The 13301-nt window shown below is 45.9% G+C and carries 14 protein-coding genes; 7 read left to right on the top strand and 7 right to left on the bottom strand.

The features are described from left to right. Positions 1–56 precede the first annotated feature (56 nt). The 7 genes from BUR42_RS18725 to BUR42_RS18695 all read right to left on the bottom strand — a co-directional run bounded on the left by BUR42_RS18725 (position 57) and on the right by BUR42_RS18695 (position 4065). Complete coding sequence (locus BUR42_RS18725) at positions 57–416, bottom strand: hypothetical protein (RefSeq protein ID WP_074240952.1); 360 nt, start codon at positions 414–416, stop codon at positions 57–59. A 22-nt stretch (positions 417–438) separates the two neighbouring features. Continuing rightward, positions 439–804: a hypothetical protein gene (locus tag BUR42_RS18720; protein ID WP_074240951.1), complete on the bottom strand. Its 366-nt coding sequence runs from the start codon at positions 802–804 to the stop codon at positions 439–441. Positions 805–821: 17 nt separating this feature from the next. Next, positions 822–1220, bottom strand: a complete 399-nt coding sequence (locus BUR42_RS18715) for a hypothetical protein (protein ID WP_074240950.1) — start codon at positions 1218–1220, stop codon at positions 822–824. A gap of 14 nt (positions 1221–1234) precedes the next feature. Then, the gene (locus BUR42_RS18710) at positions 1235–1687 is read right to left on the bottom strand and encodes a hypothetical protein (protein ID WP_074240949.1); all 453 of its coding nucleotides are present in this window, start codon (positions 1685–1687) and stop codon (positions 1235–1237) included. A gap of 2 nt (positions 1688–1689) precedes the next feature. Beyond that, positions 1690–2136, bottom strand: coding sequence for a hypothetical protein (locus tag BUR42_RS18705; protein ID WP_074240948.1), 447 nt, complete (start codon positions 2134–2136; stop codon positions 1690–1692). 60 nt (positions 2137–2196) lie between these two features. Then, a complete protein-coding gene (locus BUR42_RS18700; protein WP_074240947.1) occupies positions 2197–3249 on the bottom strand; it encodes a sensor histidine kinase in 1053 nt (350 codons plus the stop codon). A gap of 126 nt (positions 3250–3375) precedes the next feature. Then, positions 3376–4065, bottom strand: coding sequence for a response regulator transcription factor (locus BUR42_RS18695; RefSeq protein WP_200798323.1), 690 nt, complete (start codon positions 4063–4065; stop codon positions 3376–3378). Positions 4066–4334: 269 nt separating this feature from the next. Here BUR42_RS18695 and BUR42_RS18690 point away from each other — a divergent pair, with 269 nt between their 5' ends. From BUR42_RS18690 to atpA, 7 genes are all read left to right on the top strand, one after another. Continuing rightward, positions 4335–6518 (top strand): hypothetical protein, encoded by a 2184-nt coding sequence (locus BUR42_RS18690; RefSeq protein WP_074240946.1) that lies wholly within the window; start codon positions 4335–4337, stop codon positions 6516–6518. A gap of 273 nt (positions 6519–6791) precedes the next feature. After that, complete coding sequence (locus BUR42_RS18685; RefSeq protein WP_074240945.1) at positions 6792–8567, top strand: ABC transporter ATP-binding protein; 1776 nt, start codon at positions 6792–6794, stop codon at positions 8565–8567. 170 nt (positions 8568–8737) lie between these two features. After that, entirely contained in the window at positions 8738–9871 is a 1134-nt protein-coding gene (atpB, locus tag BUR42_RS18680) for a F0F1 ATP synthase subunit A (protein WP_084185699.1), read from the top strand. A 78-nt stretch (positions 9872–9949) separates the two neighbouring features. Then, positions 9950–10216: an ATP synthase F0 subunit C gene (gene atpE / locus BUR42_RS18675; protein ID WP_074240944.1), complete on the top strand. Its 267-nt coding sequence runs from the start codon at positions 9950–9952 to the stop codon at positions 10214–10216. Between the two features lie 90 nt (positions 10217–10306). Beyond that, positions 10307–10801, top strand: a complete 495-nt coding sequence (gene atpF, locus BUR42_RS18670; protein WP_074240943.1) for a F0F1 ATP synthase subunit B — start codon at positions 10307–10309, stop codon at positions 10799–10801. Positions 10802–10823: 22 nt separating this feature from the next. Then, a complete protein-coding gene (atpH, locus tag BUR42_RS18665) occupies positions 10824–11384 on the top strand; it encodes an ATP synthase F1 subunit delta (RefSeq protein ID WP_074240942.1) in 561 nt (186 codons plus the stop codon). A gap of 88 nt (positions 11385–11472) precedes the next feature. Beyond that, positions 11473–13050, top strand: a complete 1578-nt coding sequence (atpA, locus tag BUR42_RS18660; protein WP_074240941.1) for a F0F1 ATP synthase subunit alpha — start codon at positions 11473–11475, stop codon at positions 13048–13050. The last annotated feature ends 251 nt before the right edge of the window (positions 13051–13301 follow it).

Raw genomic sequence — 13301 nt, 5'->3', positions numbered from 1 at the left:
TACCACTTTAAAACGGGCTATTTATTGGGGAGTTACATTAATTCTTAAACTTAACATTACTGGTAACGCGTATACTCCATGGTTGATGGCCCATGAGTGATCACCAGCCTGTTGGAGGAAGCGATCCTGATGAGGAAGGTATCCCTGGTGCCATATCCATTCCAGGTAACGATCGTTTGCAGTATATGCGCAGAGCTGTCTGTAATGCGGGTGCTGAATTTTCCGTACTTTGATCCCACAAAACCTCCATGATTCTCTGTATAAGTGCTGTCTGCCCGGAAGATAATACCAACGGAAGCCTGCTGCCAAACGCCCAGGAGCGTGTCAGGCGTTACCAGGTCAGCTTTTTTAGATTTTTTGCAGGCAATGCACGAAACACCTGCAACAACCAGCATAAAGAGTAAAAGAGGTTTCATACACGTAATTTAGGAGCGCAAATTATTGCAGGCGCATCAATGTTCTGGTTTTATTGTTTACCGTTACTTTGATGAGGGTATTGGAAATCTTTTCCAGTGTTCCCACATCAGGAGTAGTTGTGCCTGTTTTTGTTAAGCGTAACTCAAAAACATTCTGGGTAGTGGTTGTTTTGAGTTGGTAAGTACCTGTTTCTGTTGTAGCAGTTCCTCCGGGAAACCAGGTATAGCTACTGCCTGAACTGAAAGTGTAGGCTGCCTGCGGAGCCAGGGACATTAACCCGTCTTCCCACTTACCACGCAGGAAATCGGATGTTACGTCTTTTTTAGATTTCTTACAGGCAGTGCCGGCAAGGATCAGGAACGTAGCAAATAGTACAATGTGTTTCATATAATTGGTTTAAGGGATTATTTTGCGCGTAACAGTATGGATTGTGCCGAGGGGCCGGGGCCTGTACTGATCCGGTATAACTTGAACTCATTAACCGAAACCATTTCAAGCGTAAATGAATCTAAAACATCGCCCTGATCGCCGGTAAGGATCACTTCTATGATCTTGTGGTCATCAGAGATGTAGTGTGCCCGGAAAGTGCCGGATTGCTCACGCTGCGTGCTTCCGGTTATTTTACGGGTAAAGAACTTGTCTATCCTGAAACTATAAACAATATTTGCCGGCTCAAAACGGAAATACTCGTTTTTTTGTTCCCAGTTCCCCGGCAGGATATCCATCGGCCCCGCGGTTTTAGATTTTTTGCAGCCAGTGCCTGTTATGAATAGCAGCGTGGTAAAAAGTAAAATAGATCTCATAGGGAATGCTTGTATTATTGCAGGATCGTACAAAACACCCTGCGCCCGAACCGCTTGCTCACATATCCCGGTGCTTCATTTTTTACCGTTTCATCATCTACTTTTAACAACCCGGATTCAAACAATTGAAGATACAGGGTGATGGGTTCACCTTCATTTGAGAGGGTTACCTTTTTGATGTTCGTACCTGCTGAATCGCTGACAGTAAAACTGCCCCGGATCTGTTTGTCCGGATGTTTATAAGAAATGTAGTTTTTATTTTCGAAAAGAAGAAGAGAAGTCAGGTCTTCCGCCCGCCTGATGTATTTCCAGGCAGTATCTGCGGAAAAAGGCTGTGTGGTAGCCAGTAGGTCCCACTGACCATATATGGTATTGTTAACCCGTGGCTGCGGAGGGGCCTCCTTTTCATCTTTTGAGCAGGCTGCAAAGAGCAGGGCACTGAGGGCTAAATAATAGATCTTTTTCATACTTATAGCGTTACACTGCACACCTTAATCCTTCCGAACCTCCTGCGGACGTATCCGGGTGCCATATTTTTGATCGATTCATCGTCCATTTGCAGCTCGCCGGAGGGCAGCAGTTGAATATAGAGTTTAATGGGTTCGCCTTCGTTGGAGATGGTGAGTACTTTTATATTGGTATTCGCAGAATCAGCTATGGTATAAGTGCCTTCCGTTATTTTATCAGGATACTTTTGCGTAATGTATTTGCCATTGTTTGTCAGCACAAAGGAGGTGACTTCCGCCGGGAACCTCACCAGCTTCCAGGTAGTGTCCGTGGCAAAAGGCTGTGCCGTAAGATGCAGGATCCATTGATCGTAAATGGTAGGGGGCGGAAGTGTGTCTGTTTTCTTATCTTTCTTACAGGCTGCGAGCAATACAAACGACAGGGCCACCAGGCATAAAGTTCTATTCATAGCTGCTGGAATTGTTCTATAAAACGCAACGGCCCGGCTAATAGTTACAGGAGGAACAAATTAACTTTCCCGGCCCAGTTCCAGGGTAAATCCAAAGGTGGAGCCTACTTCTATCTTACTGCGTACATTGATGGTCTGGTCGTGCGCCTCCACAATGTGTTTCACAATGGCCAGGCCTAAACCGGTACCGCCAATATCCCTGCTGCGGGCACGGTCTGTACGGTAAAAACGTTCGAATACGCGGGGGAGGTGCTCTTCTGCCATGCCAATGCCGGAATCCGAGATCTCTATCAGCACCCGTCTGCCGTCCATATTGTAGATGCTGGCAATGGTCTGCCCTTCCTGTTTGCCATATTTAACGGAATTCTCTATCAGGTTAATGAGCACCTGGCGGATCTTTTCTTTGTCTGCCGAAACGTGTATGGGGGCTTCGCATCCTTTTTTGATGCTGAATTTGATCTCTTTCTGGTTGGCTTTCAGGGAGAGGGTATCAAACACATCCTTCACCAGGTCCTGGATCACAAACACTTCCTTGTTGATGGTCATTTCCCCGCTTTCCAGCTTGGAGATCTCATCCAGGTCGTCTATCAGCCTGCAGAGGCGGTCGATATTCTTGGTGGCGTTCTTCAGGAACATTTTATTCACGGCGGGGTCGTCTATAGCGCCGTCCAGTAAAGTGTGGATATAACCCTGTACGGCAAAGATGGGGGTTTTCAGTTCGTGGGAGAGGTTCAGCAGGAACTCCTTGCGGAACGCTTCGTTCTTGCGCAGGTTCTCCAGTTCTTCCTTCTTTTGGGATGCCCATTTTTCCACGTCTTCACTTACCTCGTCTATCGTTTTCAGGGGCAGGATGTTCTTGTTGAAGAAGTCTTCCCTTTTGGATGCCTTGGTCTGGTAAATGAATTTATAGATCAGTTTGATCTTGCGGTAAATAAAGTTCTGTAACGTATAGAGATACAGGTAGTAAGCTATCAGGAAGGTAAGGCCGAAAGCGATCAGGGTTTCCCGGATACCTACCTCCAGGATGAGGCAACCTAATCCCATGATAAGTGAAAGCACAAGTGCTGTAAAGGCAGCAAGCTTTTGCGGTGAAAGATTTTTTGCTTTGAACATACTCCAGAGTGAGTAAAGATTGTAATACCGGGAAATTAACTCAAATTTTTTATTTGCCATAATCAAACACTATCACCCGGCCCCGGGAGAGCTGCACACAAGAACAGAAAGAAAGAAGAAGGGGTATTACATTTCGAACTTATAACCTACACCTTTAACGGTTGTGATCAGGTCAACACCTAATTTCTGACGGATCTTACGGATGTGTACATCAATGGTACGGTCTCCTACGATCACTTCTGTACCCCATACCTGGTTGAGTATCTCGTTGCGGAGGAATACCCTGCCCGGTTTGGATGCCAGTAATTGTAACAGTTCGAATTCTTTTTTAGCGAGGATGATCTCTACACCTTTATAAGTAACGGTGAATTTTTCGCGGTCAATGATCAGGTCGCCCAAATGCATCTGCTGCTCTTCCACTTTGTTGAGGCGGCGGAACAATGCATTGATCCTGCTCACCAGCAACTTGGGTTTAATGGGTTTGGCAATGTAATCGTCTGCTCCCATATTCAACCCTTCTATCTCACTTTTCTCATCATTCAGGGCGGTGAGGAACAATACCATGGTTTCTTTAAACTCGGGCAGTTTGCGGATCTCTTTGCAGGTGTCTATCCCATTCTTGTTGGGCATCATAATGTCCAGCATGATCAGGTCCGGTCTGAAGATCTTGGCTTTCTGAATAGCTTCGAGGCCATCCTTCGCTGTCACTGTTTCGTAACCTGCGCTCTTGAGATTGTAACTGATGATTTCGAGGATATCCATTTCATCGTCCACTACAAGGATTTTTCCGACTGCTACTGCTGGTTCCATCAACATAAATGAGTTTTTAAGATGGCACAAAATTAACTTGCATATTCCCGATTAATAGAATGATAACATTATAAAATTGTTAAGTTAAGCCATCCTGGCACTTTTAATGCCTGCTGCAAGATACGGAATTCAATACCGATTTCAGCATTTGCATAGCTAGTATGTTGATATGATTGAGTTTTTAAATGGAAGTAAAATATAATAACTATAAGGGGATTGCTATTTCCACATAATTGGTAGTAAATTTGCAGTACAGCGAGGAGTAATACACTTATATGAGAAAATTATTACTGATTATATGTTTGGGAATTGTTCACAGCAACTGGGTATCGGCACAGCCACAACAGGTAAAGATCCCTATCCAGCGGCAGATCTTCCACGATAACATTGATAAAGAACAGGTTACTGCCGATAAGTTCGATAGTAAAACGGATAACTATATTAAAGTGGGTGATGACGAGGCCATGAACCTCCAGGTGACCAATGCCCTCATCAAACAGGTAGACGATATCCAGCTTGAAATAGAAAGAGACACAGCCCTGGATCAAAGGCTGAAAGTGAAATACCTTTCCGGCCTTCAGCAGGTGCTCAAAGATTATAACAGCAAGCGCGCTTTCCGGAGGATAGATGCTGCAGAAGCTCCGTCTATCGTTCAGGCTTACCGCAGTATGATGCTCGCGGATATTAAAGGAAAGAGCATTTATCCCATTGCCCGCAAACTGAGCTTTGAAGCAGGGGATAAGCTGGTGGAAGTGTTTAACGATAATCCCGGCTTTAAGGAAGCCCGCCAGGAGATGTTCGCCAAATATGCATTTAAGAACCTTGAGGATATTATGCCAAAGCTGGGGCCCTACCTGGATTACCCGGTAACGGACTCCGTGATAGCTGCGGTAGCCCGCCTCTATCCCAATAAACTCCTTACTTACGCTACTTCATATACGCCTACGGCCAGCGCCATCCGTCGTAATCCGGACCACCTGGTGCAGCAGATCGTACAGATCGGCCGTTCTCCACAGTCCACCAAACTGATGCCTTTTATAGATCAGCTGCTGGACGGCTCTTCCACGGTTACTGAACTGGAAAGGTCCGTAGAGAATGATGACAACTATTTCCGCCAGATGGTGAAAACCTCCATCCTGCTGCAAAAGAAGAAAGCAGAAGGGCAGAACCCCCTTGGGCTTAAATCCATGAGTGAGAACATGCGGGCTAAATCCATGCGGTATATCCGGGAAATGAACGACCTGCATGATGAACCGCATGCAGTACGTTTCCGCATAGTGAAGGATTTTACCCCTGAAGAGCTGTATTACCTGATCGTAAACGGGCAGGAGGAGCTTTATACCTCCAGTTACACGAACGCCGCAAAAATGGGCCTGTACGACCAGATGATGCTGCGTATGAAACCTTCCCGTGGCGACAGCCTGCTGATGCTGGTAAGCTTTGACAAGTTCAAGAAGTTCATCGCCATGGCGGCGGGCTTTAATACCCTCGATAATTTCCTGAAATCCATGGACCCCGAGAATGCGAACTACCTGATGGTGAAATTCGTAAGGAGCCTGGAAAAAACAGAAGACCTGGAAGATGCCGTGGATGTGGCCAATTCTTTTGGCAGTATCCGCGACCCCAAACTGCTGGACTTCCTCCGTTCGGAAGTAAAAAAGAACCTGGTATTTGTGACCGGCAAAAAGGATAAACGGGGTATCACTATTTACGAATTGCTGAACAGCATCTTTACGGAAGGAAGCGGGAATGATTCTACAGCAGCCTCGAACATGGCCTCAAAACTTTCCCTGCCTCCCATCAATTACGTAGAGTACAATACCCTGCCCAGCGACAGTGGCCGTGTATACCAGCAGGTATTCTTCTATGGGGACGAAGATGGCCTCAGTTCTTATCAAAGTTTCATGGGTAACTTCCCGGGTTCTTCCTGGAGCATCAGCAAAAATGCCTTCTGGACCACCATTACTTCTACTAAAGGAAAACCTACCACCATATATGCCAACCTTCCCCTGAAGGAGCCGGAAGATAAAACGGCTATTGAGAAACTGGCAGAATACCTGGATGAAAAAGATATTCACCCAACCGTATTCATTCACCGGGGCCATAGCTACCACGTGAACACCACGCTGGATAATCTGCAAAGTACTGCCCGGATCGTGATCCTGGGTTCCTGCGGAGGTTATCATAACCTGGCTACCGTATTGGAGAAGGCGCCGGAAGCACACATTATCTCTTCCAAACAGGTGGGTACCCGCTGGGTGAATGAACCCATTATCCTCAGCCTGGAAGACCTGATCCGTGCCGGCAAAAATGTGGACTGGGTGCAGATGTGGGCTGGTTTAGGGAAGAAGTTTGCCGGGGATGCCCGCAATAAACCGCTCTTTGACGACTATGTACCACCTCATAAGAACCTCGGGGCCATCTTTATCAAGGCCTACCGCCAGGTAATGAAAGATTAATACTGATAATCAACTGATTAATATAATGGCTCGCCAAACAGGCGGGCCATTTTTCGTTATGGGAAGTACTGTAGTTGTATATCCTTATATCGCTGAAGGTGCATTCCTATAGCACTCTTATAGCATTCCTATATCGTTTCGATATACCTATGTGCCTACAATGCTATAGGAATGCTATAGGAGCGATATAGGAATGTTATAAGAGAAGGCCTGGATAGTACTATCACCACCCACTTCTTTGCGCTTTAGATTTATCCCGTTAATTTTACAGGAATGGACAACGTAAAGGCTAAAAAGCAGGTTTTTGATTTCAGTTTGCTAAAGCGGGTATTTTCCTTTGCAGCGCCCTACAAGCGCTATTTTTATCTCTCCATGTTCCTTACGGTAATGCTGGCCCTGCTTTCGCCGGTGCGGCCATACCTTATCCAGCTGACGGTAGACAAATACATCACTAACCAATGGGCACAGATGCTGGTGATCATTACGATCGTTCAGATCGTTATGCTGCTCCTGGAAACAGCCGTACGTTTCTTCTTCTCGTTCCTGACCAACTGGCTGGGCCAGTCTGTGATCAAAGACCTCCGCGTGGCAGTCTACCGCAAGGTTACCCGCCTTAACCTGGCGTATTTCGACAAAACACCCATCGGTACGCTCACTACCCGTACCATCAATGATATTGAGGCTATCAACGATATCTTTTCCGAAGGCATTATCTCCATTGTGGCAGATCTGCTCATGATCCTGGCCATATTGGGCGTGATGGTGTATGAGGACTGGCGCCTGACCCTGATCAGCCTGTCTCCCTTCCCGGTATTGATCCTGGCCACCTGGTGGTTCAAGGAAAGCGTGAATAAATCTTTCCACCGGGTACGGAATGCGGTAGCTGCTTTGAATGCATTTGTGCAGGAGCATATCACCGGTATGGTAGTGGTACAGGCCTTTTCAGCGGAGAACAGGGAGTTCGGTAAATTCCGCACCATCAATAAAGATCACCGCAAAGCCAATATAGATGCCATTTTTGCTTACTCCGTTTTTTTCCCGGTAGTGGAGATCATCCTGGCTATCTCGCTGGGTTTAATGGTTTGGTGGGGCGCAAACAAAGTATTGAACTACGAAGTAACGCAGGGAGTAATGATTGCTTTTATCATGTACCTGAACATGTTGTTCCGCCCGCTGCGCATCCTGGCAGATAAGTTCAATACCCTGCAAATGGGTATGGTGGCCAGTGAACGGGTGTTCAAAGTGCTGGATAGCGATGAACATATTGCGGACCATGGTACCCATACGGCCGCAGGTATGAGAGGAGAGATCAGCTTTGATCATGTATGGTTTGGGTACAAGGAAGACAGGTTTGTATTGAAGGATATCACTTTTCATGCAACACAGGGGCAGACGATTGCCCTCGTGGGGCATACGGGTTCCGGCAAAACCACTATCATCAGCATTCTTAACCGCTTGTATGAGATCCAGAAAGGCCGGATCATGATAGATAATATTCCTTTGCAGGATTATAAGCTGGCCGAACTGCGCAGCAGGGTAGGGGTAGTATTGCAGGATGTGTTCCTTTTCTCCGGTTCCGTGATAGATAATATAACCCTTAGGAATCCTGCCATCAGCAGAGAGCAGGTAGAGCATGCCGCCAAATTGATAGGCGTGCATGATTTCATTCTGCGTTTACCGGGCGGGTACGACTACCAGGTGATGGAAAGAGGAAGTACCCTCAGTTTGGGGCAGCGCCAGCTGATCTCTTTTATCAGGGCATTATTATATAACCCCGCTATCCTCATCCTCGATGAAGCCACTTCTTCCGTAGATACAGAATCGGAAATGTTGATCCAGCATGCGATAGATAAGCTCATCGCAGGGCGTACGGCTATTGTGATTGCACACAGGCTGAGCACCATCAGTAAAGCGGATCAGATCATTGTACTGGATAAGGGAGAGATCAAAGAGATCGGCAATCACGAGGCACTGATGAAACAGGAAGGATATTATTATAAATTATATACGATGCAATTTCAGAAGGCTGGTGCTGTCATCAACGGCTAGCTTTGTGTATAATTGACATATTGGAAGATTGACTTAACACGTTATGAATCAATAGAAAAGAACATAAGGCCCCATCGTTGAAAAATACCACATGATCCTCGTCAGTTTTTTCATTCTGCGTTACTATTTTATTTAAAATCGCCTACCTTTGCACAAAATTTCAGAAAACTGTGATTTCTTTCAATCGGTTCAAATATAAGCTGGTAGCCCTGATAATGGTGTTTTCAATAGCCGTTACGGGTGTATTTGCCAATGGCCATGAAGATCCTCATGCAACTGGCGGTCATGAAAAAAAGGAGAAGTTCAATGCTAAGGAAGTGATCCTCGGGCACGTGAAAGATGCGCACGACTGGCATGTGTTCAGTATCGGCGAGTTTCACGCAACGGTGCCTTTGCCAGTGATCATTTACAGCAAAACCCGCGGGCTTTCCACGTTTTCTTCTTCCAGATTTAATCATGGCCATGATGCGCACGACGGCTACCGTTTGGTGACCGAGCATTACATGCACGAAAAAGGACTGAGTTCCAAAGAATACACAGAAGGTACTGTTATTGCAGTAGATGCAAATGATACGCCAACCGGCGAAAAGATCTACGATCTTTCCTTCACCAAGAATATTGCTTTTATGCTGTTGGGCGCTGTGCTGCTGATAGTGCTGATGCTGAACGTGGCTAAAAGTTACCGCATCCGTGGTTCCAAACAGGCACCCAAAGGTTTCCAAAGCCTGATAGAGCCGGTGATCATCTTCATGCGCGACGAAGTAGTGAAACCTAATATCCCCGGTGTTAAAGGAGATAAATACGTTCCCTTCATATTAACCATTTTCTTCTTCATCCTGATCAACAACCTGTTGGGCCTGTTACCGGGTTCTGCAAACGTAATGGGTAATATTGCCGTTACTGCTGCACTGGCACTGATCAGTTTTGTAGTGATGATGGCAAGCACCAACAAATATTTCTGGGGCCACATCTTTAACCCTCCCGTACCGGGCGGTGTTAAAGTGATCCTGGCGCCTGTGGAGCTGATAGGTGTATTTACCAAACCAATTTCCCTGATGATCCGGTTGTTTGCCAACATCCTGGCCGGCCACATTATCATCCTGAGCATTATATCCCTGGTATTTATCTTTGGTTCCCTGAACCAGATCGCAGGTTATGCATTTTTGCCGATCACTATCGCCTTCAACATTGTAATGATGATGCTGGAATTGCTGGTAGCATTTATCCAGGCGTTCATCTTTGCTAACCTTACCGCTGTATTCATCGGTCAGGCAATGGAGCACACAGGTGATCATCATCATTAATTATGTGGAATTCATAACCGAATTTTGCAACCAGAACAACAAACGCGTTAATTTTTAATTTCAAATACACATTTCATTATGGCACTTTTATCTGTTTTAATGCAGGCTACTGAAGCTGCTGCTTCAACTGGACTGGCACAAGCTGGTGGTGCAATCGGTGCTGGTATCGCTGCTATCGCAGCTGGTATCGGTGTTGGTAACATCGGCAAGAGCGCACTGGAATCTATCGCTCGTCAGCCTGAAGCTGCAAACGACATCCGTGCAAACATGATCCTGGCTGCAGCACTCGTTGAGGGTGTTGCCCTGTTCGGTGTTATTGCCGGCCTGTTGGCAGTAGTTCTCTAAGAACATCTTATTACTGCATCCTGCGCACAGGGCAAGGGATGCAGTAATCCTTTTTCCGAAAAGTATAATACAATATATAAACACTGATATATGGATTTGTTGTTACCGGCCTTTGGCCTGTTTTCCATCTCTCTCCTGATCTTCATTATCGTTTTCCTGATACTGAAGAAATTTGCCTGGAAACCTATCCTTGCTACTTTGAAGGAAAGGGAAGATTCCATTACTGACTCCATCACTACTGCAGAAAGGGTGAAAGAGGAAATGGCGCAGATGAAAGCTGAGCATGAGCATGTACTGGCTGAAGCTAAAGCGGAACGCAGCATGATCTTGAAAGAAGCAAAAGAAGCAAAGGATAAGATCATCAGCGAAGCTAAAGCTACTGCACAGGCCGAAGCGAAGAAGATCATCCAGGATGCTTCCGTAGCCATCGAGAACCAGAAAATGGCAGCCCTCACGGATGTAAAGAACCAGGTAGGTACGCTCGTGATAGAAGTAGCAGAGAAAGTGTTGCGTAAAGAACTGTCAGACAAACAGAACCAGGAAGCTTACATCAGGCAACTGGCTGCTGAAATCAAAATGAACTAATTAACCGGCTGAATAAAAGATTATGCAAAATCCCCGTTTAGCAGGCAGATACGCTAAATCACTGATAGACCTCGCGGTTGAAAAGAACCAACTGGAAGCAGTTCATAGCGATATGCTGTTATTAAAAGCTATCACCCGCAGTAATGCAGACGTGGTTGCTTTGCTGAGGAGCCCTGTTATTAAAGCCGATAAAAAGGTAAAGATCCTGGGCGCTATCCTGGATGGTAAGATCAGTGCCATCACTTCCGGTTTTATTCGTCTGCTCACAGTGAAAGGCCGTGAAGGTATCCTGGATGAAATTGCGGCGGCATTTGAAGAACAGTATAATGTACTCAAGAACATCACCCGTGTGAAACTCACTACTGCTACTCCTTTGGAATCAGGCCTGCTGGCACTGATCCGCGAGAAAGTAGAAACTTCCGCAGGGCGTAAGGTAGAGATCGAAACTTCCGTAAATCCGGACATCATTGGCGGATTTGTACTGGAAACCGGTAACGAACTCTTCGATGCTTCCATCCTGCGCGACCTGAAGGATATCAAAAAACAATTCCTCAAGAACATTTACATTCCTGAGATCAGATAAGTACTTAACAGCAGCCGCTGCGTAATCGCAAAGCTGTTGTCGTTATATTTAGTTTAAACCTTAACGACTCTTTTAAAAAGCATAAAAAATGGTTGACATTAAGCCAGATGAAATTTCGGCGATATTACGCCAGCAACTCAGCAACTTCAACGCTTCTGCCGATCTGGAAGAAGTAGGTACCGTGTTGCAGGTGGGTGATGGTATCGCCCGCGTTTACGGATTGAACAACGTGCGCTCCGGTGAGCTGGTAGAATTTGAGAATGGTATCAAAGCTATCGTTCTGAACCTTGAGGAAGATAACGTGGGTGTGGTATTGATGGGTCCTTCTGCCGGAATTAAAGAAGGTGCAATTGTTCGCCGTACCAAACAGATCGCTTCCATTAAAGTGGGTGAAGGCCTGGTTGGACGTGTAGTGAACACATTGGGCGAACCTATCGATGGTAAAGGCCCTATCACAGGTGAACTGTATGAAATGCCACTGGAGCGTAAAGCACCGGGCGTTATCTATCGTGAGCCGGTAAAAGAACCACTGCAAACAGGTATCAAAGCGATCGATGCAATGATCCCTATCGGCCGTGGTCAACGTGAGCTGGTGATCGGAGACCGTCAGACAGGTAAAACTGCCATCTGTATCGATGCCATCATCAATCAGAAAGAATTTTTCGACGCTGGTAAACCAGTGTATTGCATATATGTAGCCATCGGTCAGAAAGCTTCCACTATTGCAGGTGTAATGAAAACCCTGGAAGAAAATGGTGCACTGGCTTACACTACTATCGTATCGGCTTCTGCTGCTGACCCTGCTCCTTTGCAGTTCTACGCTCCGTTTGCAGGTGCAGCGATCGGTGAATTCTTCCGTGATACCGGCCGTCCTGCGCTGATCATTTATGATGATCTGTCCAAACAAGCCGTAGCTTACCGTGAGGTTTCCCTGTTGCTCCGCCGCCCTCCGGGACGTGAAGCATATCCTGGTGACGTATTCTATTTGCACTCCCGTTTGCTGGAACGTGCAGCTAAGATCATCGCTAAGGATGAGATCGCTCAGCAAATGAACGATTGCCCTGATTCTATCAAACACCTCGTTAAAGGCGGTGGTTCCCTGACAGCTTTGCCTATCATTGAAACACAAGCCGGCGACGTATCTGCATACATCCCTACCAACGTGATCTCCATCACGGATGGTCAGATCTTCCTGGAAAATAACCTGTTCAACGCAGGTATCCGCCCCGCAATTAACGTAGGTATCTCCGTTAGCCGTGTAGGTGGTAACGCGCAGATCAAATCCATGAAGAAAGTATCCGGTACCCTGAAACTGGACCAGGCGATGTATCGTGAAATGGAAGCCTTCTCTAAATTCGGTGGTGACCTCGATGCTGCAACCAAATCCGTTCTGGAGAAAGGTGCACGTAACGTGGAAATCCTGAAACAAGCACAGTTCAATCCATTCTCCGTGGAAAAACAAGTAGCGATCATTTACCTCGGTACCAATGGTTTGCTCAGCGGTATTCCCGTGAAAAATGTGAGAGCTTTCGAAGATGCTTTCCAACACGAAATGGAAGTAAGACTGCCTGATGTTTTAGGTGAATTCAAAAAAGGTAACCTGCCGGAAGATGGTATCAAAAAAATGGTTGCTTTGGCAGACGAACTGAAACCAAGATTTGCGTAAAAGCAAACAACAACATACTTAAAAAACGGGCTGTTCCTGATCTTTGGAACAGCCCGTTTTTTTGCTACAACCCTTGTAGGATATATACTACAGGTAAATACTGTATATTTTATTGATATATATTAATCGCTACAAGTAAATAATTTTTTTGGATAAATAAATTTCTACACTTATTTTTAAATCCAACAGTGACACACAGGCTCTTTATCGTCTAAGCAATTAACCCGTTTTTTCTCCCAATTAGATAAGCA

Source organism: Chitinophaga niabensis, assembly GCF_900129465.1.
GTDB lineage: Bacteria > Bacteroidota > Bacteroidia > Chitinophagales > Chitinophagaceae > Chitinophaga > Chitinophaga niabensis.
The sequence above is the reverse complement of the archived record's forward strand: the minus strand, read 5'-3'. Positions and strand labels throughout refer to the sequence as shown.